Source organism: Streptomyces sp. NPDC037054, from assembly GCF_055606745.1.
Genome location: NZ_JBVJSJ010000009.1, coordinates 45,303 through 69,037, shown reverse-complemented (window position 1 = coordinate 69,037; position 23,735 = coordinate 45,303). Strand labels below are relative to the sequence as shown.

20 protein-coding genes and 1 pseudogene are annotated in these 23,735 nt (G+C 71.6%); 11 read left to right on the top strand and 10 right to left on the bottom strand.

The window, feature by feature from the left end:
* Positions 1–984, bottom strand: a complete 984-nt coding sequence (locus tag ACZ7D7_RS22065) for a winged helix-turn-helix domain-containing protein (protein WP_470826330.1) — start codon at positions 982–984, stop codon at positions 1–3.
* A gap of 281 nt (positions 985–1,265) precedes the next feature.
* Here ACZ7D7_RS22065 and ACZ7D7_RS22060 point away from each other — a divergent pair, with 281 nt between their 5' ends.
* The 4 genes from ACZ7D7_RS22060 to katG all read left to right on the top strand — a co-directional run bounded on the left by ACZ7D7_RS22060 (position 1,266) and on the right by katG (position 5,662).
* Entirely contained in the window at positions 1,266–1,760 is a 495-nt protein-coding gene (locus ACZ7D7_RS22060; RefSeq protein WP_470826328.1) for a hypothetical protein, read from the top strand.
* An 85-nt stretch (positions 1,761–1,845) separates the two neighbouring features.
* Positions 1,846–2,793 carry a hypothetical protein gene (locus ACZ7D7_RS22055; protein ID WP_470826326.1) on the top strand — a complete coding sequence of 316 codons (948 nt, stop codon included), beginning with the start codon at positions 1,846–1,848 and terminating at the stop codon, positions 2,791–2,793.
* Positions 2,794–2,975: 182 nt separating this feature from the next.
* A complete protein-coding gene (locus ACZ7D7_RS22050) occupies positions 2,976–3,422 on the top strand; it encodes a Fur family transcriptional regulator (protein ID WP_470826325.1) in 447 nt (148 codons plus the stop codon).
* 23 nt (positions 3,423–3,445) lie between these two features.
* Complete coding sequence (katG, locus tag ACZ7D7_RS22045) at positions 3,446–5,662, top strand: catalase/peroxidase HPI (RefSeq protein ID WP_470826324.1); 2,217 nt, start codon at positions 3,446–3,448, stop codon at positions 5,660–5,662.
* A gap of 108 nt (positions 5,663–5,770) precedes the next feature.
* Here the strand turns inward: katG and ACZ7D7_RS22040 are convergent, their stop codons facing one another.
* The 6 genes from ACZ7D7_RS22040 to ACZ7D7_RS22015 all read right to left on the bottom strand — a co-directional run bounded on the left by ACZ7D7_RS22040 (position 5,771) and on the right by ACZ7D7_RS22015 (position 13,415).
* The gene (locus ACZ7D7_RS22040; RefSeq protein WP_470826323.1) at positions 5,771–6,397 is read right to left on the bottom strand and encodes a hypothetical protein; all 627 of its coding nucleotides are present in this window, start codon (positions 6,395–6,397) and stop codon (positions 5,771–5,773) included.
* Positions 6,398–6,518: 121 nt separating this feature from the next.
* Complete coding sequence (locus tag ACZ7D7_RS22035; protein WP_470826321.1) at positions 6,519–6,866, bottom strand: VOC family protein; 348 nt, start codon at positions 6,864–6,866, stop codon at positions 6,519–6,521.
* A gap of 136 nt (positions 6,867–7,002) precedes the next feature.
* Complete coding sequence (locus tag ACZ7D7_RS22030) at positions 7,003–8,688, bottom strand: hypothetical protein (RefSeq protein WP_470826320.1); 1,686 nt, start codon at positions 8,686–8,688, stop codon at positions 7,003–7,005.
* A gap of 67 nt (positions 8,689–8,755) precedes the next feature.
* Positions 8,756–9,853, bottom strand: a complete 1,098-nt coding sequence (locus ACZ7D7_RS22025) for a DUF4185 domain-containing protein (protein ID WP_470826318.1) — start codon at positions 9,851–9,853, stop codon at positions 8,756–8,758.
* A gap of 125 nt (positions 9,854–9,978) precedes the next feature.
* Complete coding sequence (locus tag ACZ7D7_RS22020) at positions 9,979–11,613, bottom strand: fucose isomerase (protein WP_470826316.1); 1,635 nt, start codon at positions 11,611–11,613, stop codon at positions 9,979–9,981.
* 323 nt (positions 11,614–11,936) lie between these two features.
* The gene (locus tag ACZ7D7_RS22015) at positions 11,937–13,415 is read right to left on the bottom strand and encodes an FGGY-family carbohydrate kinase (RefSeq protein ID WP_470826314.1); all 1,479 of its coding nucleotides are present in this window, start codon (positions 13,413–13,415) and stop codon (positions 11,937–11,939) included.
* A 280-nt stretch (positions 13,416–13,695) separates the two neighbouring features.
* Here ACZ7D7_RS22015 and ACZ7D7_RS22010 point away from each other — a divergent pair, with 280 nt between their 5' ends.
* The 4 genes from ACZ7D7_RS22010 (at position 13,696) to ACZ7D7_RS21995 (ending at position 18,151) form a co-directional block, all read left to right on the top strand.
* A complete protein-coding gene (locus tag ACZ7D7_RS22010) occupies positions 13,696–14,787 on the top strand; it encodes a glycoside hydrolase family 172 protein (protein WP_470826312.1) in 1,092 nt (363 codons plus the stop codon).
* Positions 14,788–14,962: 175 nt separating this feature from the next.
* Positions 14,963–16,342, top strand: a complete 1,380-nt coding sequence (locus tag ACZ7D7_RS22005) for an ABC transporter substrate-binding protein (RefSeq protein ID WP_470826311.1) — start codon at positions 14,963–14,965, stop codon at positions 16,340–16,342.
* Positions 16,343–16,416: 74 nt separating this feature from the next.
* Positions 16,417–17,301, top strand: a complete 885-nt coding sequence (locus ACZ7D7_RS22000) for a carbohydrate ABC transporter permease (protein ID WP_470826309.1) — start codon at positions 16,417–16,419, stop codon at positions 17,299–17,301.
* Positions 17,291–18,151 (top strand): carbohydrate ABC transporter permease, encoded by an 861-nt coding sequence (locus tag ACZ7D7_RS21995; protein WP_470826308.1) that lies wholly within the window; start codon positions 17,291–17,293, stop codon positions 18,149–18,151. Before ACZ7D7_RS22000 ends, ACZ7D7_RS21995 begins: the two co-directional genes overlap by 11 nt.
* Positions 18,152–18,245: 94 nt before the next feature.
* On the opposite strand, the gene ACZ7D7_RS21990 is transcribed toward ACZ7D7_RS21995, so the two are convergent.
* The 3 genes and pseudogenes from ACZ7D7_RS21990 to ACZ7D7_RS21980 all read right to left on the bottom strand — a co-directional run bounded on the left by ACZ7D7_RS21990 (position 18,246) and on the right by ACZ7D7_RS21980 (position 21,589).
* The gene (locus ACZ7D7_RS21990; protein WP_470826306.1) at positions 18,246–19,253 is read right to left on the bottom strand and encodes a LacI family DNA-binding transcriptional regulator; all 1,008 of its coding nucleotides are present in this window, start codon (positions 19,251–19,253) and stop codon (positions 18,246–18,248) included.
* A 103-nt stretch (positions 19,254–19,356) separates the two neighbouring features.
* Positions 19,357–21,040: pseudogene (locus ACZ7D7_RS21985) on the bottom strand (hypothetical protein).
* Between the two features lie 96 nt (positions 21,041–21,136).
* Complete coding sequence (locus ACZ7D7_RS21980) at positions 21,137–21,589, bottom strand: flavodoxin family protein (RefSeq protein ID WP_470826305.1); 453 nt, start codon at positions 21,587–21,589, stop codon at positions 21,137–21,139.
* A gap of 193 nt (positions 21,590–21,782) precedes the next feature.
* On the opposite strand from ACZ7D7_RS21980, the gene ACZ7D7_RS21975 reads away from it, so the two are divergent.
* The 3 genes from ACZ7D7_RS21975 to ACZ7D7_RS21965 are packed head-to-tail and all read left to right on the top strand — an operon-like array spanning position 21,783 to position 23,688.
* Positions 21,783–22,655: a nucleotidyltransferase family protein gene (locus ACZ7D7_RS21975; RefSeq protein ID WP_470826304.1), complete on the top strand. Its 873-nt coding sequence runs from the start codon at positions 21,783–21,785 to the stop codon at positions 22,653–22,655.
* Entirely contained in the window at positions 22,652–22,939 is a 288-nt protein-coding gene (locus ACZ7D7_RS21970; RefSeq protein WP_470826302.1) for a BON domain-containing protein, read from the top strand. Before ACZ7D7_RS21975 ends, ACZ7D7_RS21970 begins: the two co-directional genes overlap by 4 nt.
* Positions 22,936–23,688 carry a metallophosphoesterase family protein gene (locus ACZ7D7_RS21965; RefSeq protein ID WP_470826301.1) on the top strand — a complete coding sequence of 251 codons (753 nt, stop codon included), beginning with the start codon at positions 22,936–22,938 and terminating at the stop codon, positions 23,686–23,688. Before ACZ7D7_RS21970 ends, ACZ7D7_RS21965 begins: the two co-directional genes overlap by 4 nt.
* The last annotated feature ends 47 nt before the right edge of the window (positions 23,689–23,735 follow it).

The following is a 23,735-nucleotide window of genomic DNA, read 5'->3' as shown; positions in this document are numbered from 1 at the left end:
TCAGGCCAGCAGGTCCAGGAGCGCGTTGCCCCGGTCGGTGAGGTGCAGGCGGACCTGCTGGCCCTGACGCTGCCTCAGCAGCAGTCCGGCGTTGCTCAGTTGGTCGCAGTGGTACGAGGCGGTGCTGACCGAGAGGCCGACGTGCCGCGCGGTCTCCGACACCGAGGGCTGCCGCCGGGCGCTGCGCAGAATGCCGGCGCGGGCCCGGCCGAGCAGCGCGGCGAGACGGTCGGCGCCGGTCGCCGTGTCGGGCGTCGCGGCGGTCAGCACCTGCGCGAGGCCGGGCAGGGGGTAGCCGATCCAGAGCACGTCGTCGCGTTCCGCGCTGTGCGTGTCCGCGGTGTATCCGGAGGCCAGGGGCACCAGGACGACGCGCCGCCGGCCCAGTTCGGTGAGGGTCCGGGGGCACGAGTGGGGCAGCCTGAACGTGCCGTCCGCGTACCGGACGCGGCCGCCGAGGGAGCCGACGAGGACGTCCAGAGTGCCGGTCACGGCGGCCAGGCCGATCCGCTCCTGTTCCCGGCGCAGGTACGGCTCCGCCGCCCGCCACAGCGGGACGAGGCCCTGCCACACGGCGAGCACCGCTGTGCGGTAGGCGTCGAGGAACTCGCGGGGCCGGAGCGCGGGCGCCCGCCACCGCGCGGGCGGGGTGTCGCCGAATTCCCGGTGCAGGTCGGCGAGCAGGGCGTCCGCTTCCAGCGCGTCCAGTTCGGCCAGGACCGCCGCCTCGCCTGCGGCGTCGAGGTCGCCGGTCAGGGACAGCGAGTCGGGGACCCAGCACACGGACGTGAACAGGGACCTCATGGCCGCGGCCTGCGACGGCGGCAGGGACTGGCGCACAAGGGCGCGCAGCGGCGCGGGCACGTCCGGCGCGTTGCCGGCGAGCACCTGGAACAGCAGGGAGAACAGCGTGGCCCCCGGATGCGGACGGACGGCGAGCGGTACGCGGTCCAGCCGTCCGACGTGCACTGAGTAGTCGCCCACCGGTGTCCCCCCGTGTCTCCACGGCGTCGTCACCGACGCCGTGCCCCCTGTGTTCCCCGGTGGGTCAACGTCCCCGCGCGGGCCGGGATTCCGCGTCGGTACGTCGATATCCGGCCGACTTCGAAGGCGCTCGCGGCACCCGCTCCGGCCGCCTTTCGAGCAGGCTCGAAAAGCTTCTGCGGCGGGCGGCCGTCGGCGAGCATCAGGGCTGCGAGCGTGCGCTGCGCCTCTGGCGCACTGCCGTACGTCCCCGTACGCGTTCCGACAGGAGGGACCCATCCATGCGCGCGAAGCGCTCATTCACCGGCATCGTCGGCCTGCTGACCTGCATGCTGCTCGCCGCGTTCTCCACCGGCACGGCGCGGGCCGCCGCCCCCTCCGACGGCGGGGCGGGCGGAAGGGTCCTGGTGGCGCCCGCGGCGCCGAAGTACGCCGAGACGCTCTCGAACCGGCGTCCGGCCGCCGCGCCACCGACCGTCTCCCCGGCCGCGAACTACATCCACCGGGCGACCGGTGAGTCCTACACCTGTGCCGACGGGAACCTCTGCACCGAGGTCTGGGACCCCACCGCAGGCAAGTGGAAGATCTTCTTCCTTTACTACTGCAATCGTTACGCGCTGGCCAACTGGCTGGGCGGCGGTTACTACCACAACTTCCAGACCAGCGGCACGGTCGCCTCCTTCTACGGCTCCGCCGGCCAGACCCTCACCTCGTCGCGAGCCGTGAGCAGCGGCTACCAGGACTGGAACCCGGTCTGGTCGATCCGCAACTGCTGACGCGGCCCGCACCCCGCCGCGCACCCCCGGTCGGTGACCGGCCGGGGCCCTCCCCACACCAGAAGGTCTCCCAGGAGGTTCACTCATGCACACGGTTCGCGGAGTCCCACGTCACCGGCCGGCCCCGCGCGGCGGTCCGGCGCTCACCCTGGGGCTCGCCGCCCTCCTGACGGCACTGCTCGCCGCGTTCGCGGCGCCCGCGCACGCCACGTCGCCCCGGGCGGCGACCGACGTCTGGGCGGGCATCGGAACCGGCATCGCGGTCTACGACCGGCAGACCGGCACCTTCACCGAACAGACCAACGCGCACGAGCGGTTCCGTGCCGCCTCGGTCGTCAAGCTCCTCATCGCGATCGACCACCTGTGGAACCGCGGCCCGGACTACGCGCTGCCCGCCGACGACCGGGCCCGGCTGGACGCGATGCTGCGCTCCAGCGACGACGCGGCGGCGACGTACTTCTGGAACCGCAACGGCGGCCCCGCGATCGTCACCCGCGCGGTCTCGCGGCTGGCCCTGACCGACACGGCGGGACCCCCGGCCGGATCCGAAGGGATCTGGGGGTACACCGCCACCTCGGCGGCGGACACGGTGCGGGTCTACCGGTGGCTCCTGGAGAGCGCGCCGGGCGGGCTCCGCGACATCGTGATGGGCAACCTGCGGGCGGCGACGCGCTGCGGCACGGACGGATTCAACCAGCACTTCGGGATCCCGTCCGTGTTCGAGCGGCCGTGGGCCGTGAAGCAGGGCTGGTCGGGCTTCGGCGCTTCCGGCGTCTGCGGGAGCGCGGCCGCGGCGACCCACCGCCCGGCGGCCGCGAACGCGGCCGGTGTGGAGCTCGCCCGTACGGCGCTGCACACCACCGGCACCGTGGGAACCGGCGACCGGACCGTCGTCGCCGTCTTCACCCTCCAGCCGCAGGACACGCCCTTCGACGCCGCGGTCACCAACCTCAACCGCGTGGTGCGCTCCCTCACCGTGCCGGGCGCGGTCCTGCGGCCCGCCGCGGTGTCCGGCGCCCGCTCCACGGGCTGACCGCCGGCCGTTCACACGGTGTCGTCGGCGCCGCCGGGCTCCCCACGGGGGTGGGAGCACCGGCGGCGCGGTGGACGTTCGTACTGGTCACAGGCGTGTGTGCCGTTGCCTGACGATCGTCAAAAACCTGAAAGCCTCGTTTTCCTTAATCTTTTGTGTTTATGGCGGTAGGGTTCGTCGACATGACAGCGCCCCGGACCCCGACGACCGCCCAGGAACTGCGCAGCGCAGGCCTGCGCGTGACGGCTGCCCGTGTCGCTCTGCTCGAGACCGTCCGGGACGGCGACCACCTCGGAGTCGAGGCCATCGCCTCCGGAGTGCGGGACCGGGTCGGCCACATATCGCTGCCGGCCGTGTACGAGGCCCTGCACGCCCTCACGGCGGCGGGTCTCATACGCCGAATCGAGCCGGCGGGCAGCCCCGCCCGGTTCGAGGGCCGGGTCGGCGACAACCACCACCACCTCGTGTGCCGCTCGTGCGGGACCGTCGCCGACGTCGAATGCGCGACCGGCGAGGCGCCCTGCCTGACGGCGTCCGAGGACCGCGGCTTCTCGATCGACGAGGCCGAGGTCATCTACTGGGGCCTGTGCCCCGACTGTTCCATCGCTCGCAGTTCCTCAGCACCATGATCCGCCAGCTTGGAAGGATTCACATGTCCGAGAACCACGAGGCAATCGTCACCGACCCCAAGACAGAGGGCGAAGGCGGCTGCCCCGTCGCGCACGGGCGCGCACTTCACCCGACCCAGGGCGGCGGAAACCGCCAGTGGTGGCCGGAACGGCTCAACGTCAAGATCCTTGCCAAGAACCCCGCCGTCGCGAACCCCCTCGGCGAGGAGTTCGACTACGCCGAGGCGTTCAAGGCGCTCGACCTCCCGGCCGTGAAGCGGGACATCGCGGAGGTGCTGACCACCTCGCAGGACTGGTGGCCCGCCGACTTCGGGCACTACGGCCCGCTCATCATCCGGATGGCCTGGCACAGCGCCGGCACCTACCGGATCAGCGACGGCCGCGGCGGCGCCGGCGCCGGCCAGCAGCGCTTCGCCCCGCTCAACAGCTGGCCGGACAACGCCAACCTCGACAAGGCCCGCCGTCTGCTGTGGCCGGTCAAGAAGAAGTACGGCCAGAGCCTGTCCTGGGCCGACCTGATGATCCTCGCCGGCAACGTCGCCCTGGAGACCATGGGCTTCGAGACGTTCGGCTTCGCCGGTGGCCGCGAGGACGTGTGGGAGCCCGAGGAGGACGTGTACTGGGGCCCGGAGACCACGTGGCTCGGCGACGAGCGCTACTCCGGTGACCGCGAGCTGGAGAACCCGCTCGGCGCCGTCCAGATGGGCCTGATCTACGTCAACCCGGAGGGCCCGAACGGCAACCCGGACCCGCTGGCCGCCGCCCGCGACATCCGCGAGACGTTCCGCCGCATGGCGATGAACGACGAGGAGACCGTCGCCCTCATCGCCGGTGGTCACACCTTCGGCAAGACGCACGGCGCGGGCCCGGCCGACCACGTCGGCGCCGACCCCGAGGCCGCCTCGCTGGAGGAGCAGGGCCTGGGCTGGAAGAACACCTTCGGCACCGGCAAGGGCGGCGACACCATCACCTCCGGCCTCGAGGTGACCTGGACCGCCACGCCCACGCAGTGGAGCAACGGCTTCTTCAAGAACCTCTTCGAGTTCGAGTACGAGCTCACCGAGTCCCCGGCCGGCGCCAAGCAGTGGGTCGCCAAGAACGCCGAGGCGATCATCCCGGACGCGCACGACCCGGCGAAGAAGCACCTGCCGACGATGCTCACCACCGACCTGGCCCTGCGCTTCGACCCGGTCTACGAGCAGATCTCGCGCCGCTTCTACGAGAACCCGGACCAGTTCGCCGACGCCTTCGCCCGCGCCTGGTACAAGCTCACCCACCGCGACATGGGCCCGAAGGCGCTGTACCTCGGCCCGGAGGTGCCCGAGGAGACCCTGCTGTGGCAGGACCCGCTGCCGGAGCCGGAGGGCGAGGTCATCGGCGCCGCCGACGTCGCGGCCCTCAAGGCCAAGATCCTCGACTCGGGTCTGACCGTCTCGCAGCTCGTCAGCACCGCGTGGGCGTCGGCGTCGACGTTCCGCGGCAGTGACAAGCGCGGTGGCGCGAACGGCGCCCGGATCCGTCTGGAGCCGCAGCGCAACTGGGAGGTCAACGACCCGGACCAGCTCGCGGTCGTGCTGCGCGCCCTGGAGACCATCCAGCAGGAGTACAACACCGGCGCCAAGAAGGTCTCCCTCGCCGACCTGATCGTGCTCGGTGGCTGCGCCGCGATCGAGAAGGCCGCCAAGGACGCGGGCTTCGACATCGAGGTGCCCTTCACGCCGGGCCGCGTCGACGCCACCGAGGAGCACACGGACGCGGAGTCCTTCGCCGCGCTGGAGCCGACCGCGGACGGCTTCCGCAACTACCTCGGCAAGGGCAACCGCCTGCCGGCCGAGTTCCTGCTGCTCGACCGCGCCAACCTGCTCACGCTGAGCGCCCCCGAGACGACCGTCCTCGTCGGTGGTCTGCGCGTCCTCGGCGCCAACCACCAGCAGTCGCAGCTGGGTGTCTTCACCGACACGCCGGGCGCGCTGACGAACGACTTCTTCGTCAACCTGCTCGACCTGGGCACCACGTGGAAGGCGACCTCGGAGGACCAGACCACCTTCGAGGGCCGTGACGCCGCCACCGGCGAGCTGAAGTGGGCCGGCAGCCGCGCCGACCTGGTCTTCGGCTCCAACTCCGAGCTGCGCGCGCTCGCGGAGGTCTACGCGAGCGACGACGCGAAGGAGAAGTTCGTGACGGACTTCGTCGCGGCGTGGAACAAGGTCATGAACCTGGACCGGTTCGACCTGGTCTGATCCCGAGGGATCCCCGACCCGGGGCCGGCCGACCGCCGTCGGCCGGCCCCGGCCCGTTGTCACGGCGAGGCTGTCACGACCGGGCCCCGCCGCTTCCGGCGGCCGGCGTCAGGACAGCTTGTTGACGGCCGTGACGGTCGCGGCCTTGAAGTCGCCGACCTGCGCGTGCCGGAAGGTGCCCATCTGCGCCCACTTCACGACCGTGACGGTCCTTCCGTCGCGGCCCACCGAGAGCAGGGCGATGTCGGACGCGCCCCAGGTGGCCATGGTGTGCACGCCGTAGACGTGGGCGCCCTCCTCGACGGGCAGCTTGCCGAAGTACTTCCGCTTCGCCGTGATGTCCGGGTACTGCGCCATCAGCGACTTGGCGCAGCCGGCGAGCTTCTCGCGCAGCAGTTCCGCGAACGCGGCGGCCCGCTCCTCGTCCCGCTCGACCACCGTCACCTGGAGCGCGTTGGTGTCGTACTCCGTCCAGTACGAGCGGTGGCTGGAGATCGACGGCAGCGCGTCGCCGACGCAGATCGGCAGCGGGTCCGGCTGCCCGGCGGTGACCGGGCCGGCGTACCAGGGCGACGTGGCGTGCGGCGGGAGTTCGGCCGGCTCCAGGAACCGGGGCGTGTCCGAGGACGGTTCGGCGGCCGCAGCCGTCGCCGGGACGGCGGCCAGGGCGAGTACGGCGGCGGAGGCCAGGACGGCCGGCGCGGTACGGGTGCGGCGCGTGCGGGTGTTGTGCATCGTTCCCCCAATACGGTGAGCGTTCACCCCGTACGACCCGTGAGGAACCCACATCGTTGCCCCGCACCCGTGCCACAGATCCGTCACGGTCGTCCCCGCCCGGCGACAGCCGCCGTGAACGTCACCGGTGACCGAGCACGTTGATCACCCGGCCGCTGGGATCGCGCACGAAGAAGCGCCGCACGCCCCACTCCTCGTCCCGCAGCGGGTGGAGGATCTCGGCCCCGCTCTCCCGCATCAGCCGGTACGCCTCGTCGACGTCGTCCACCTCGACGCTGATGTCCGGGTGGACCGGCCCGGTCCTGTCGCGCGTGATGACGCTGATCTGGGCCGACGGGTTCGTGGGTGAGGCAAGCGTCCTGATCCAGCCCTGGTCCATGACCTCCTGGAATCCCAGCAGTCCGTAGAACTCCCGGCTCTCCTCCCCGGCTTCGGACTGGATGTTGGGTACGACGCGGCGGACTTCCATCCCGGGCTCCCGATGAGATCGCATGCTTCCGGCCAAGACACTCCAGCCCTATCACGCGACGGTTCCCGGGACAGCCCTGTGCGGGCCGGTCGCCGTTCCGGGACCGGCCCGCAGGGGCGTGACGGGGTGGGGCGGGTCAGCGGTAGTAGGCCTCCATCTCGGCGATCGAGGTGAACGTCTGGGTCCCGCCGCTGCCGCCGATGACGCGGACGCCGTCGCCGGTCGTCGTGCTGAAGGTGAAGACGTACGTCTTGTTGGTGCCGGCCGCCGACGACGTCGGGTAGGACGGGGTGACGCTCATGCCGGTCACGTCGGTCCACACTCCGTCGCGCCGCACCTGCACGCGGGGCGGGGTGCTGAACCAGCCGCCGTCGCCGAACATGGTGCCGGTCGTGTAGGTGACCTGGTTGAGGCGGTACTGGCGCGGCCAGGTGTAGCCCCACCAACTGGTCGGCTTGCGCTCGTCGTTCCAGTCGTCCTCGTTCTGGTTCTTGATGCCGTCGTTGTAGATCGCCCGGCCGAAGTGCGTGGCGCGTTCGACCGCGACGGTGCCGGGTTCCCGGGCGAGGTTGCGGGCGGCGTCCGGGGTGTTGCCGGGGGTGGTGGGCACGGACGGGGTGAGGGACATCCTGCGCAGGGAGAAGGTGTATGCCCAGAAGTCGCCGGGCGGGTAACCGCCGCCGCAGGGGCAGACGTTGGACTGGAGCCACATCGACTTGCCGTCCGCGCTGATGTACTTGGACGGGATGGTGGTGGCGTAGCCACCGTGCTTGGTGTGGGTCCAGGGGTAGCCGCCGAAGTCCTTCGGGGTGAACCGCTTCCACGGGCCCCACGGGGTGGGTGACTCGTAGAACTCGAAGGTGTACTCCGTCCAGGACGTGTAGAGGTAGCGCTTCAGGGGCTTGTTGTAGACGACGCCGCCCTGGCTGATGACGCTGAGGTCCCGGACCCGGCCCGCGGTGCCGACGTTCTGGTAGATGCGGCGGTCGTCGTGCAGGGCCGCCACCCGCTGGTCGATGTCGCTGGTCCAGCGGGGGGTGCCGGCGCTCTCACCGGCGTAGAACTGCCAGGCGGCGCGGTCCTGAACGGAGTTGGCCGGCACCCGCGCGAGGTAGAGGTCGACCGGGTCGGGGTCCGGGTCGAAGGTGTCGCGCCAGTTGTGGTCCATGCCGTAGGCGTAGACGTAGCCGTCGGGGCTGTTGACGTTGTCCTTGCCGTAGTCCAGGAACATGACCGTCGTGAACTTCTCGCCGGAGAACATCGGCGTGGTCCTGTCCGACGTCCAGGTGGCGCCCTTGTCGGTCGACTTGACGATCGTCGCGCTCGGCGCGTGGTCCAGTGTGCCGCGCTTGAGGTCCTGCACGGCGAGGTACAGGGCACCGTTGACGCACACCATGCCGGTGGGCTTGCGGTAGTACTGCTGGGGGTCGCCCCAGATGCGGCCGACCTGGTCGCCGACCGCCCGCTGGGTGCCGGTGAGGTTGCCCGGCATGCCGCTGACCCGGGCGACGCCGATGTCCTGCCAGGTGCTGCCGAAGCCCACGCCGTCGCCGTACGCGGTGTAGACGTGGTCGTCGTCGGACCAGCACGACGGCCACAGGTCGCCGTGTTCCTTGTTGTCGCCGATCGCGGGGGCGCCGACGGTGGCGCCCGGGGCGATGTCGACGGTGGAGAAGAAGGTGCTCTCGGGGGCGCTCGCGGTCGCACGGACCGGACGGCGGTCGGCGCCCCTGCCGCTGTCGGCCTGGACGGCGGGTGCCGTCAGCGCCCCCGTGACGGCCAGCCCGGCCACCAGGGTGATGACGGATCTGAGTGTGCGCACGGACGTGCTCCTCGCGGTGGTGTCGAGAACTTTCGGGGACGGGGGGACGTGCTCAGGGGGAACGTGCTCAAGCGGCCAGACCGTTGATGCGGTACTGCATGACCCGGTAGTTCTGGGCGTCGTACCACTGGCTCACCGTGATGTGGAAGTTCGCGAAGGTGGAGCCGGGGACGATGAAGCCGCCGTACGGACTGGCGACCGCGTTGCCCCACTCGTTGCCCGGAGTGGTGGGCACGATGATCGTCTGCTCGGGGGTGGTGAACAGGTTGCTGGTGGGCAGCGCGAAGATCTGGGCGCGCATCGACAGAGGCTCCATGTTGAGCCAGGTCAGGGCGTACTTGCCGCCCATCGCGCGGAAGCAGATCTCGCCCCACCGGCGTCGCGGGGTGATGGTGGTGGGGTAATTCCCCCAGTTCCAGGCGCCGTTCGCGTAGCCCCACGGCTGGTACGCCGCCGGGTTGCCCACCTGGTCGTGGCGGACGCGGTGCAGCAGGAGGTCGGAGGGGACGTCCCGGTTGAACACCGTCGACAGGACGTAGCAGTACCCGTCGTCGGCGACCGCGTACGTCTTCTGCTGGAACTGGCCGCCGTACTGGTCACCGGGCCACAGGCACAGGTACTCCCAGGTCCGGCCGTTGTCCCGGGAGCGCCAGAAGTCGGAGTGGTGCGTCTGGTGGAGGGGGCCCCGCATCAGGTGCATGTACATCGTGTCGCCGATGGTGAACACGTCCGACGGGAGCGCGGTGGTGTTGTTCTCGTGGCCCTCCGGAACGAGGCCCACGGCGTGCGCACCGCCCACGCTGTCGTCGATGACGAGGTGGTCGAGGTTGGGCCGCCGGGCGCGCAGGCCCACCGGGGAGCGCCAGTCGCGGTCGCCCACGCCGGTTCCGTCGAACGTGTCGCCGCACAGGAACAGCATGGTGCCGTCGGGGCAGGTGACGGGGATGCCCAGGTCGGTCCAGGGCGCGGCGAACTGCCCCGTCTCCGCGGGGCCGGTGAGGTTGCGGATCTTGGTGCCGGTGATCGCGGCCGGCGCCGCGTGCGCGCCGGGCGCTCCGGCGCCGAGGGCCGCGGCCGTCGACAGGCCGAGGCCTGCGGTGAGGACCCGGCGGCGGCTCGGGCCGTCGCCCGCCGCGTCAGGGGTGGGCGGTTGTGAACGGACCATGCTGAACTCCTCGGAATCGTGGGGTTTCCCGGTTCGCGTCCTTGCTCGTTCACGTGCGGTCGCACGCCGGTGGTGTGCCCGGGGAGACGAGAGGGGCACACCACGGACGTGAACACCCAAGGGGGTCAGAGAGTCACGTCACCGCACAGGTGCACCTCGACGCCCAGCTCCGCGAAGAGCGCCGCCTTGGCGCGCAGGGCCTTGTCGGCGGTCTCGGCGTCCGGGGCGTAGGCGACGTTGAGGTGGTTGGCGCGGTGGCGGGCCATGAACTGGTCGCGGGTGACGCCGTGCAGGACGGCGTGCACGATCGGCCACTGGTGGTTGGTGGCCTCCAGCCGGCGCCGGGTCTCCTCGGCGGGCAGCTCGACGGAGGTGGCACGGCCCATGTCGACGTGCAGCCGGCCGTCCATCAGGAACACCCGCGACCACACGATCTCGCCCGGCTTGGACACACCGCTGAGGGTGCCGCCGCCCAGCGGGAAGAACATCGGCGGCTGACGCATGCTGTACGACTTGTGGTAGCCGCCGTTGTGGGAGGCGGGCACCGAGCCGGAGATCTCGAAGACCCACACGAAGCGGCCGTCGTACTCCTCGCCCCAGCGGATGTCGTGGAGCGTGGTGGCGGGGTCGAGGCCCATCGCCGTCCAGATGCGGTTGGTGACGAGGGAGTCGACGGCGACGCCCTCGTCCACCTCGTTGAAGTGGGGCAGCGGCGCGCCGGCGTACAGCTCGCGGGCACCGTCGCGGCTGCGGACCGGCGGGCGCTGGACGTTGTTGAGCAGGCCCTCGGCGAGGTCGCTCGCGGGCACGGTGTCCTTCAGGCCCTGCTGGTACTGGATGCCGACCGCGTCCAGCCCGAAGTCGTCGGAGATGCGCAGCGCGGCTATGTACATCTTGAACTGGCTGAGGAGCTGGGCGTCGGTGAGTTCGGTGGCCTCGTCGGTGCCGGTGTGGAAGGTCATGCCGGCGTGATCGAGCCAGACACGGACCGCCTGCGCCTCCTCGTCGGACACCTTGTTCATCTCGGCGACCAGGGCGCTCTGGGAGAGGCGCTCCTTGTAGATGCCGAGCGGGTTGAGGAGTTCGTCGTCGATGATCGCGTTGTACATGCCCATGCAGCCCTCGTCGAAGACACCGATGATGGCCTTCTCCTCGCGCAACTGCCGGGCGAGCGCCACACCCAGCTCGGTCTCGGGGTCCTCGGGCAGCGGCGGCAGGGGCCGGACGTGGCCGGCGTCGTGGGTGAGGGTGCCGGTCTCCAGCCAGGTGCGCAGGCCGTCGCGGGCCCAGTCGTCGGTGAAGTCGGTGCTCCACAGCACGGAGTAGTCGCGGCCGGCCTTGGTGAGGCTTCCGGCGAGGTTCAACAGGCCGACCAGGCCGGGGAATTCACCGCTCCAGTTGGCGACGACGAGGATCGGGCCCCGGTGGCTGCGCAGCCCGGCGAGGACATGGTGGCTGTACTGCCAGACCGCCTCCACGACGATCAGCGGGGCGTCCTTCGGCAGGGTCTTGAACACCTCGATGCCGGCGCGCTGGCTGTCGATGAACCCGTGGCCCTTGGCCTCGTCGACCGGGTGACCCCGGCGGACGCTCCAGCCCAGATCGGTGAGGGCGGCGGCGAGGTCGCTCTCCAGTTTCTCCTGGGTCGGCCAGCACGTGACGTTGGCGGCGGGACGCAGGTCACCGCTGGCCACCGTGTAGACGGTGTGCGGCTCGGCGGCGGGCGTCGGTCGGAGGTCGGGCAGGGCGTACGCGGTCATGTGCTCTCCGGTTGATGGGCGTCCGGCCCCGCGCGACGGAGCGGCGGGGCAAGCGGTCGGGGTGGCCGCCGTACGGGACGGGCGGCGGGTCGACAAGTCGTTGTGGGGCACCGGGATACGGGGCGGCGGACACGGATGAGGCCCGGACACCGGGCGGACAAGGGGTGGATACGGGCCGTCCTGGCGGGGGCGGGACGGGAAGGGACGCGGGGCCGTGCGGCGCACCGCCGAGTGGGGTGCCGGGCACGGTGACGCGCCGGGCAAGGTGACGTGCGGGTCGTGGTGAGCGACCGGCGCGCCCCTGGCCGCACGCGCCACCGGCGTCAGCGCTCCTGCATCGCCGACAGCGCGTGCACCACGGCCCCCGTGTCCGGGTACAGCCGCCGGTACAGGCCGTACAACTCGTCGTATCTCCCGGCGTGTTCGGCGCGCGGCGTCACCGTCTCGCGGACCGGGTTCCACGCGTCGATCGAGGCGTCCCCGACGAGTTGCGCGGCGAGCAGCGCGCCGCCGTAGCTCGCGCCGATCGTCGTGGTGCGCAGTTCCTGGGGGCGGCCGGTGATGTCGGAGACGATCCGCGTCCACAGGTCGCCCTGCGTGCCGCCGCCCACGGCGACCACGCGGCGGATGTCGCCGCCCGCCGCCTTGATGACCTCGATGTTGTGGCGGACGCCGAAGCCGGTCGCTTCGAGGGCGGCCCGGTAGAGGTCGCCGCGCGTGTGGGACAGGGTGAGTCCGGCGATCACACCGCGGGCGTCGGGGTCCATGACGGGGGTGCGTTCCCCGGAGAAGTACGGCAGGAGCAGCAGGCCGTTGGCACCGGGGCCGGACTCGGCCGCCAGGCGGGTGAGTCCGGCGTGGTCACCGGCGGCGAACAGGTCGCGCAGCCAGTTGGTGACGGCACCGGAGGTGGCCATGCCGCCGGCCAGGTTGCGGGTGCCGGGCAGCGCGCCGACCGTGCCCCACAGGGACGGGCTGGTGAGCGGCTCGGGCACGGTGTGGATCAGGAACATGGTGGTGCCGTACATCAGCATCAGGTCACCGGTGTTCTGGGCGCCGACGCTGAGGGCCTCGGCCCATGCGTCGATGGTGCCGGTGGTGACGGGGATGCCGGCGGGCAGTCCGGTCTCGCGAGCGGCCTCGGCGGTGACGGTGCCGGCGGCCTCGCCGGACCAGCGCAGCGGGGGCAGCTCGATGCCGGGGGCGACCTCGGCGGCCCAGGGGGTGTACCACTGGCAGGTGTGGGTGTCGTACAGCGGCGTGCACTGGCTGGCCGAGTGGTGGTCCAGGACGTAGGTCCCGGTGAGTTTCCTCGCCAGCCAGGAGCTCGGCATGTAGAGGCGGCGGGCCCGGGCGTAGAGCTCGGGTTCCTCCTCGGCGATCCAGGCGATCTTGGGTCCGGCGGCCTGGGTGGTCAGGGCGGAGCCGCAGCGCCGGATGATCTCCTCGGCGCCCAGCCGCTCCTCGATGCGCCGGATCTGGGGGACGGAGCGGGTGTCCACGCCGTAGAGCACGGCGGGGCGCAGCGGGGTGTCGTGCTCGTCGGTCAGCAGGACGCAGGGGCCCATGCCGCTGACCCCGACGGCGGTCACGGTGGTGTCGCCGGCGGCGGTCAGCTCCCGGGCGAGCTCGGTGAACTCGCGCCACCAGACGGCGGCGTCCATGTCGAAGCGGCCGGGACCCGGCCGCGTGGGCGTGTGCTCCCGGACCGCCGAGCGGATCAGGGCGCCGTCGAGGCCGACGAGGACGCCCTTGCTGCTCGACGTGCCGATGTCCACACCGATGACTGCGTTGCGAGGCATGCCGAGCACGCTGGCAGAAATCGATTTCAGCGTCAAGAGACCGCACAGAAGCGACCGTCACGTCCACAAATGGCCACATCAGGCACCCCGTACGCCACCCGGCGGACCAGCCCTCGTCTCACCTCTTGACACTCCCAGGGGCCCGTTCTACGTTGCGGTGAAATGGATTTCAGGGGTGTCGCACCGCCCGTCGGAGTCACCTCTTCGTCCCCGCGCCCCACGACGCCTTCCGCGGCCCGCGGCGCGCGCCCCGTACTCCACCCTGAGGGCAAGAATCACGATGACGACCTTTGGACTCGACGGACTCTCCCGCCGCACGCGAGCCGTGAGCCGTTCCATCAGCGCGGAGAACTTCACCGGCGCCAAGTCCGGCGGCGGTCGCGCCACGGAGGGCACCGGAGCGGTGGCCGCGAGCCGGCTGGGACCGGGCTGGAAGATCTCCCCGAGCATCGACATCGCCCCCGGCGCCACGGCCGAGCTCGCCGACATCGAGGGCCCCGGCACCATCCGTCACCTGTGGTGCACCACCGACCCGCACAAGGCGTGGCGGGGCACCCTCCTGCGGATGTACTGGGAGGGCGAACAGACCCCGGCCGTCGAGGTCCCGCTCGGCGACTTCTTCTGCAACGGCTGGAACACCTTCAGCCAGGTCTCGTCCGTGCCCGTGGCCGCCAACCCCAACGGCGGCTTCAACGCGTACTGGCCGATGCCGTTCCGCCGCCGGGCCCGCATCACGCTGGAGAACCTGACCGCCGAGAAGGTCACCCTCTACTACCAGGTGGACTACGAGCTCGACGAGGTCGGCGACGACGCCACCTGGTTCCACGCCCAGTGGCGGCGCAGCCACCCGGTGCCGTTCGGCGAGGTGCACACCCTCCTCGACGGTGTGAGGGGCGCCGGCAGCTACGTCGGCACCTACCTGGCCTGGGGCGTGAACAGCCCCGGCTGGTGGGGCGAGGGCGAGCTGAAGTTCTACCTCGACGGCGACGACGCGTACCCGACGATCTGCGGCACCGGCACCGAGGACTACTTCGGCGGCGCCTGGAACTTCGACGTGCCCGGCCAGGGCTACACCGCGTACACCACCCCGTACCTGGGCCTGAACCAGATCCTGCGCCCGGACGGCCTCTACAGCAGTCAGCAGCGCTTCGGGATGTACCGTTGGCACGTCCTGGACCCGGTCCACTTCGCCGAGGACCTGCGCGTCACCGCGCAGAGCCTCGGCATCGGCCCCGGCCAGGGCAACGGCCTGCCGCACCGCTACCGGCACACCAGCGACGACATCGCCAGCACCTCGCTCTTCTACCTGGACGCGCCAAGCTCCGCGTCCCGTCCGGCCACCCCGGACCTCCTGACCCTGGAAGTCGACTGACCGCCCTGCGGCGCATCGCTTCCGCGGCGCCGGCCACCACCTGGTGGGCCGGTTCCCCCAGGATCCGTCCCCGGGCGGCGCCGGCCCTCCGCGCGAGGGCCGGCCGCCCCGGGCCCGCCCCCCCCCAGGATCCGCTCACTCCCCAGCCCCATCCCACTCCGACAGGAGCGCACGCATGCTCCAGCACGGCAACGACGCCGGGCACCCGGCCACCGCGTCCCCCGGCACCTCACGCCGCCGTTTCCTCACCGCGATGGCGGGCGCCGGGGCCGCGGTGGCGTCCCCGGCCCTGCTCACCGGCTGCGGCTCGGCACAGGCCAAGGGGGGCAACCTCCAGTTCTGGAACTTCTACGGGCCGCAGCGCTCGCCCGACCCGGCGATCAACGCGCAGTCCAAGTGGTTCACCGACACGGTCGCCCGGTGGAACGCCACCCACACGGCGCAGATCGACCTCGTGTACCTGCCGCAGCCCACCTATCTCAACGGCTTCAAGCTGCCGTCCGCCTTCGCCACCGGTGAGGGCCCGGACATCTTCCTGCTCTCCCCCGGCGACTTCCTGCGCTACTACAACGGCGGCGTCCTCGCGGACCTCACGCCGTACATGGAGAAGGAGGCCGTCGCCGACTACGGCTCCGCCCTGGACAGCCGCACGGTCGACGGCAAGGTCTACGCCCTCCCCATGGAGGTCGAGCCGCTCGCCATGTTCTACGCCCAGGACGTCTGGGAGAAGGCCGGTCTGTCCGAGGCCGACATCCCGACGACCTGGGACCAGATGCTCGACATCGGCGACAAGCTGCGCACCCGCACCCGGGCCGGCCTGGTCTTCGAGCCGAACCCCGGCTACTACCAGAACTTCACCTGGTACCCGTGGATGTGGCAGGGCGGCGGCGAGGTGCTCGACGAGCGGGGCGGTGTCGCCTTCGACTCCCAGGGGACCCGGCAGGCGCTGCGGTTCTGGCAGGACGCCGTGCGCCACGGCATCGCGCCGCGCACCGTGCCCGCCGCCGGTGACGTGATCGGCGGCTTCAAGGGCGGCAACGTCGCCATGTGGCAGCAGGGCATCTGGAACGTGTCCAGCTTCAAGGCGTTCGCGCCCGAGTTCAAGTACGGCGTGTTCAAGCTGCCCGTGCCGTCCGGCGGCGAGTACGTCACCGCACTGGGCGGCTGGTCCTTCTGCGCCAACGCGCAGGGCCGCAATCCGGAGGCGGCGGCCGAGTTCTGCGTCTGGGCGCTCGGCTCCATGAAGGACGAGTCCATCGACCGGATGGTCGACTGGTGCGTCGGCGCCAAGTCCGACGTGGCGCCGCGCGCCAGCGCCCTGGAGCGCGGCGCCGCCAGGGGCGGTTACGACTCCGAGGCGATGCGGACGTTCAAGGACGAGGTCTTCCCCGGCGGCCGGGCCGAGCCGCGCTATCCCCCGGTCGTCTACAAGGCGATCTCCGACGCGATCCAGGGCACCATGCTCGCCGGCCGCGACGTGAACAGTGAGACGGAGCGAGCCGCCCGTGCCATCGCGGCCTACACCAAGAGCTACAAGGGGGCGAGCCTGATATGAGCAGCGTCGCCGCACAGGAACGTCGCCGGAGCGCCGCGGCTCCGGCCGGGGCGGCCGCCCCGCAGCGGCCCGGGATGAGCCGCACACACCGCGAGTGGCTGGCCGCCGGCCTGTTCCTCGCCCCCGACGTGCTCGGGCTGCTGGTGTTCGTGGCCGTGCCGATGGTGCTGTCCGTCGCCTTGAGCTTCTTCCAGGTCAGCGGCTTCGGCTCGTACGAGTGGATCGGGCTCGGCAACTACCGGCGGATGCTGAACGATCCGCTGTTCTGGGACTCCATGCAGGTCACCGGCCTGTACGTGGTGGTTCTCGTGCCGCTGCTGTTCTGCGTGAGCCTCGGCCTCGGCCTGCTGATGAAGCAGAAGCTGCCCGCCATGGGCGCCTACCGCACCGCGCTGTTCCTGCCGTACGTCATCAGCCTCGTGGTGGTCGGCGTGCTGTGGAAGTTCCTGCTGGACGAGCAGACCGGCGCGGTCAACCGGGCCATGCGGGCGGCGGGTCTCGACGGCGAGTCGTGGCTCGGCAGTCCCTCCCTGGCCCTCGCCTGCCTCATCGCCGTCATGGTGTGGGTGATGATGGGCTACTACATGATCATTTTCCTGGCGGGACTCCAGGAGATCCCGAGTGAGTACTACGAGGCGGCCCGCATCGACGGCGCCGGGCCGTGGACCACGTTCCGCTCCATCACCTGGCCGCTGCTGCGCCCCACCAGCTTCTTCGTGCTGCTGATGTCGACGGTCGCCGCCATCACCGGCGGACTCGACCTGATCTTCGTCCTCACCAACGGCGGTCCCGCGAACGGGACGTCGCTGGCGATCTTCTACATCTACCAACAGGCCTTCGGATTCGGGGAGTACGGCTACGCGTCGGCCATGGGCTCGTTCCTGGTGCTGATCATGGTCCTGGTCTCCCTGGTGATCTTCAAGCTCACGCGAGGCGGGAGGTTCGACGATGGCGAGTGACGCCATGACGACCCGGGCCGGTGCGACGTCCGGCCGGCGGGGACCGCTCTCCTCACGCGCCGGGCTGACGGCGCTGGCCGTCGTCCTGTCGCTGATCAGCATCTTCCCGGTGCTGTGGATGGTGACGTCGTCCTTCAAGACGCGGGCGACGGTCACCGACGGCAACCTGGTCCCCCGGGACTTCACCTTCGACAACTTCGTCTACGTCTTCACCGAGGTGCCGTTCGGACGCTATCTGTGGAACAGCTTCTTCATCTCCGCGGTGATCACCGTGGCGGCGCTGTTCTTCCACTCGATGGCCGCCTACGCGCTGGCGCGGCTGCGCTTCCCGGGCCGCGAGAAGCTGTTCGGGGCGATCTTCGCGACGCTGCTGGTCACGGCGCCGGTGGTGCTGATCCCGCTGTTCCTGGTCGCCCGTGAGCTGAACCTGCTGGACAGCTACGCCGGCCTGATCGTCCCGGCGATCTTCAACGCCTTCGGCATCTTCCTGCTCCGGCAGTTCTACCTGGGGCTGCCGAAGGAGTTGGAGGAGGCGGCGGTGATCGACGGCTGCGGGCACTGGCGGGTGTACTGGAGCATCGTCCTGCCGATGTCCCGGCCGATCCTGTCGGCACTGGCGATCTTCTTCTTCCTCGCCAACTGGAACGCCTTCGTCTGGCCGCTGGTCGCCACCAACGACCAGGCCCTGACGGTGGTCCAGCTCGGGATCGCTTCGTTCCAGACGCAGTACGCCTCGAACTGGAACTACATCCTCGCGGCGGCGACGGTGGCCGCGCTGCCGATGCTGATCCTGTTCTTCGTCTTCCAGCGCCAGATCGTGGAGTCGATCAAGACGTCGGGTCTGAAGTAGGGCACGGGGCCGGACACAACAGCGGTGCCGCCCGGTTCGTCGAACCGGGCGGCACCGCTGTTGTGTCCGTGGGCGGGGCGCCAACCGCCGTGGCTCAGCGGGCCGTCGGGCCCGCCGTGCTCTCCCTGGGCTGGAGGCGGGTGCGCAGGACCACCGTCTGGAGGGGGGACTGGCTGCCCTCCATGCGCTGGAGCAGCAGGTCGGCCGCGGTGCGTCCCAGTTCGTACGAGGGCAGTTCCACGGCGGTCAGGGAGGGGCGCACCAGGGAGGCCCACGGCACGTCGCCGAAGGAGAGCACGCCGGTGTCCGGCGGCGCGGTGCCGACCTCGCGGAGGGCGTCCAGGACGCCGATGGTCATGAGGTTGTTGGTGACGAACACGGCGTCGGGCGGCTCGGGAAGCGCGAGGAGCTCGCGCATCGCGGCGCGGCCCCCCTCGACGCGGAAGTCGGCGTGCCGCACGAGCGCGGGGTCGGCGGTGACCCCGCTGCCCGGCGCGTTGAGCGCGGCGCGGTAGCCGGCCAGGCGTTCCTCGGAGGTGGAGGCGCCCTCGGGCCCGGTGATGCAGGCGATCCTGCGGTAACCGGCCGTCAGCAGATGGCGGGTGGCCACCTCGCCGCCGTGCTGGTTGTCGACCCGGACCGCGTCGACCTCCGCGTCACGCGGCCGGCGGTCGACGGCGACGACGGGCACACCGCGGGCGATGAGCGGCCCGAGGTCGGTCTCCTCCTGGGAGGACGCCGCCACGATCACGCCGGCCATCTGCTCGCCCAGCGCGACCTCCAGGTAGCGGCGCTCCTTCTCCGTGTCCTCGTCGGAGTTGCACAGCACGACGGAGAGGCTGGTGCGCTGGGCGGCGTCCTCGACACCGCGGGCCAGCGAGGTGAAGAACGGGTTCTCGATGTCCGGGATGATCAGAGCGATCACACTGGAGCGCTGCTTGCGCAGCGAGCGCGCCACCCGGTTGGGCGCGAAGCCGAGGGCGGCGGCGGCCTGTTGCACGGACTGGACACGCGCAGGCGTGACCTTGCCGCCGTTGAAGACACGCGAGACGGTCGCCGGAGATACTCCGGCGGCTCGCGCCACGTCATGGATCGTCACCACCTGTGCCCGCATCCTTTCACCGTCCGTGGGCACCACCCTACCTTGCCGCTGAAAAGGATTTCATCCGTGTATGCAGCGGACTTCGTGCGCACTGGGCTCCGCGTCACCGACAGCAGTCGGAGGCTGCGGAGCCGGAGTCGGCGGAGTCCGTGTCCAGGCGGCAGAAGCAGGACGCCGTGATCGGTACGTCGGCGAGCGCGGCGGCCAGTTTCAGCTGCTGGGCGACGATGCGGGCCTCCCCCGTCCTGCCCAGGCGGAGCAGGCACTCGTGGAAGCCGTGCAGGGACCAGACGTTGCCCGGGTGCTGGAGCGGGCGGGGCAGGGTGTCGTCGAGGCCGAGGTCGGCGCGGTAGACGGCCTCGGCCTCGGCGACGCGGCCCTGTTCCAGGAGGAGGGCGCCGTAGGCGTGCCGGGTGGGCTGCATCCAGCCCCACGGTTCGTCGTACGGGAGGCCGTCGTCCAGTTCGATCGAGCGTTCCAGGGCCGCGAAGGCGGCGGCGTGATCGCCCTTGCGGTACTCCAGCTCGCCGTCGAGCATCGCCGAGGCGACGGCGAGGATGTCGGCGCAGGTGTTGTTGAAGAGGGTGCGGGTGGCGGGGACGCGCTCGACGGCCCGGCGGAACAGCTCGCGTTCGGCCTCAGCCTCCGTGACGCGGCCGGTGGCGGAGAGGGCGACACCGCGCGTAGCGCAGCATCGCGGTCGTCACGCAGTACAGCGCCGGGTCCGCCGGGAGGGGCAGGCGCAGGATGTCCGTCCAGCGGCCGAAGCGGATCAGCACGTGGACCCGCATGGCGAGGAAGCCCTCCAGCCAGTCGGCCATGGGCGGGCTCTCGACGCGGAGCAGTTCCTCCGGGACGGCCGCCTCCAGGTCGGCGGCGGCCCGCAGCGCGGTCCGGTACTGGCCGAGGAACATCGCGCCGTAGATCTTGAAGTGGTGGTTGTGCGCCCGGTACAGGGTGTAGAAGTTCATGTCCCCGGCGCGGGCCCGGTACTTCTCGTCGGCGGCGATCGCGTCGCTGTTGTCGGCCACCACGCGCCGGTAGTCGCCGCACAGCACGTCCAGGTGGGTCGGCATGTGCCGGAGGTGTCCGGCGTCGGGCACCAGTGCGCGCAGCCGGTCCGCGACGGGCAGGGCCGTCTCGGGCGTGGGTGACATCTCCATCAGGTGGATGTAGAGGTGCAGCAGCCCGGGGTGCCGCGCTCCGGCGTCGGTGGCCAGGGCCCGCTCGAGGACGGTCCGCGCTTCGGTGGTGCGGGCGCCCTCGGCGGGTTCGCCGGTGCGGATGTCCCACAGCTGCCAGGGCGTGAGGTTCATCAGCGCGTCGGCGTACAGGGCGGCGACGTCCGGGTCGTCGGGGGCGAGCGCGTGCACGGCGCGCATGGCGTCGGCGTAGGGCGCGTTCCAGACGGAGCAGTCCTCGGCGGGCGCGGCCTGCGGGTAGCGGGCGCCGAGCGCCTCGATCAGGGCCCGCTCGACCGGGCTCGCGCCGGACGCCTTCTCCCGGGCGCGTGCCGCGGCCGCGTGCGTGCGGGCGACCGTCCCGGCGAGTTCGCCGGCGTCGAAGGCCTCCCAGGGCTTGTTGTAGTTCGGGCCGAGGGCGTAGGCGATGCCCCAGTGGGCCATGGCGCAGTCGGGGTCGGCCGCGGCGGCGGCCTCGAAGCAGGCGACGGCCTCCTCGTGGTGGAAGCCGTACGTCCAGACGAGCCCGCGGTCGAACCACCGCTGGGCCTCGGCCGACGCCGTCGTGACCGGGCGGCCGTGGGTGCCGAGGTCGTAGTAGTCCATGCGCGTCCCGTCTCTCCCGGTTCCGGCCGCCCTGAGCGCTTCCGGTGTTTCGCCTTGCGGGCAGCCTAGTTGTGCACGCGGGGGACGCGCCCGGGGTCAGGTCATCAGGCCCGCGGCGAGTGTCGCGCCGAGTTCCCAGCACGCCTCGATGTCGGCCTTGCCCGGCTCGCCCGTGGTGGTGACCGGTTCGGCGGCGCGTCGCCAGCCGAGGCCGGTCGTGATCGCCTCGATGCCGCGGACCGCGCCCGTGACGTCGTTGCCGCCGTGGACGTAGAAGCCGAAGGGCCGGCCCCGCGTCTCGTCCAGGCAGGGGTAGTAGATCTGGTCGAAGAAGTGCTTGAGGGCGCCGGACATGTAGCCGAGGTTGGCGGGAGTGCCGAGGAGGAAGGCGTCCGCGCCCAGGACGTCGGAGGCGGTGGCGGACAGCGCCGCGCGGCGCTCCACGCGGACGCCCTCGATCTCGGGCGCCGTGGCCCCGGAGACGACGGCCTCGAAGAGGGCCTGGCAGTTCGGCGACGGTGTGTGATGGACGATCAGCAAGGTGGACACGCCCCGCACCCTGCCCCGGTACGCCCCCGCGCCGCAAGTGAGGTCACCGGCCCGGAGGCGCGCCGTCCGCGTGGCCGGCGGTGCCGTGTCGAAGCCCGTACGCCGGGTACTCAGAGCTGGCACGGAGGCCGCCCGGGGCTCCCGCGGGGCCGCCGGGACCGGCACGGACGGCTCGACGATCGGAGGAGTGGTCATGACGCAGCACGGGGAAGAGGCGATGCTCGCCCGGCGGGGGGAGACGCCCGATCTGCGCCTGGCCACGGACACGGAAGAGCCGCCGAAGGCCGGTGACGCCCCGCCACCGCCGGAGGCCGGTGGCACCCTGCCGCCGCCGGAGGCCGCTCGTGCCCCGCAGCCGTCGGAGGCCGGTGGCGGCCCGTCGGCCGGGGGGTCCGCGGTGCCCGAGGGGCCGCCGCCGGTGGGCGCGCCGGGCGAGGGGAACCTCCTCGCGGGCGAGCTGCCTCCCGACCGCAGCCAGGCCATCCTGGAGGCGACCAAGCGGGTCGGCGCGCTGCTGAAGAAGAAGGAGCACCGTTTCGCCCTGGCGGGCAGCGTCGCCGCCTACGCGCACGGCGTGAGCAAGAGCCTCCAGCACGACGTCGACTTCTGCGTCCGCCCCGAGGACGCCGAGGCGGTCGCGGCGACGCTGGCCGAGGCGGGCATCGCGGTGCGCACGCCCCCGGAGGACTGGCTGATCAAGGCCACCTGCTACGGCCAGAACATCGACATCATCTTCGAGCTGGCCCAGCGGCCGGTGAGCCAGGAGATGCTCGACCGCGCCGAGGAGGTGCCGGTCGACTCGGTGCGCATGCCCGTCCTGTCACCGACGGACCTGGTGCGCAGCCTGGTGTCGGCCTTCTCGGAGCACCACTGCGACTTCGGCGCGGTCCTGCCGATCGCCCGCGCGCTGCGCGAGAAGGTCGACTGGGAGCGGGTGCGCGCGGACTGCGGCGACGCGCCGATGCCGGCCGCCTTCCTCTTCCTGCTGGAACGTCTGAACGTCATCGAACCGGTGGAACCGGTCGAACCGCAGCGACCGGTCGAACCGCTGAAGGAGCAGCCATGAGCGAGCGCGGCCCCGAACAGGCATCCGGCGCTCCGGCGGCCCAGAACCTGGACTACCGCGTCGCCCACCTCCACGAACGGCTCGCGCGGGGCCCGCTCGGCGAGCTGGGCGTACGTGTCGAGGTGCACGGCGAGGCGGTGCTGGTCAGCGGCACCGTGCCGTCCGTGCACTGCCGCGAGGAGATCGAGCGTGCCGCGCGTGAGGCGCTGGCCGGGCACCCGGTGCACTGCGACCTCGTCGTCGCCGAGCCGTCGTCCCCCGATCACGCGGAGGAACTCGCATGATCCGGATCGCAGCCGTCGGGGACATCCACATGGGTCCCGACAGTCAGGGCGTCCTGCGCCCCGCGTTCGAGACGCTGCCCGAGTGCGCGGACATCCTGCTGCTGGCGGGCGACCTCACGCGGCACGGCACCGCCGAGGAGGCCCGGGTGGTGGCCCGGGAGATCGAAGGGCTCGCCGTCCCGGTCGTCGCCGTGCTCGGCAACCACGACCACCAGGACGACCGCCCGGACGAGGTCTCGGAGATCCTCCGGGACGCCGGGGCCCGCGTCCTGGAGGGGCAGGGCACGGTGGTGGACGACGGCCGGCACCGGATCGGCGTGGCCGGCACCAAGGGGTTCGGCGGCGGTTTCGCCGGGCGCTGCGCGGGCGAGTTCGGCGAGCGCGTGATGAAGGAGTTCGTGCAGCACTCGCGGGAGTGCGCGGACGGTCTGCGCGCGGCGCTGGAGTCGCTGGCGCCGCAGGACTGCGACGTGCGGGTCGCCCTCACGCACTTCTCCCCCGTGCCGGAGACGCTGGCGGGCGAGCCGCTGGAGATCTACCCGTTCCTCGGCAGCTACCTGCTGGCCGAGGCGATCGACACGGCGGGCGCGGACCTCGCGGTGCACGGGCACGCCCACGCGGGCACCGAGCACGGCATGACGAGCGGCGGGGTGCGGGTGCGCAATGTGGCCCAACCGGTGATCGGGCGGGCATTCCACGTCTACCACCTGCCCGCGCGGGAGCGTTCGGCGCTGGGCGCCGCCGGCTGAGCCCTGGAGCCGGTCGGCGCGGCCATCTCCCTGGCCCCTTGCGGCCG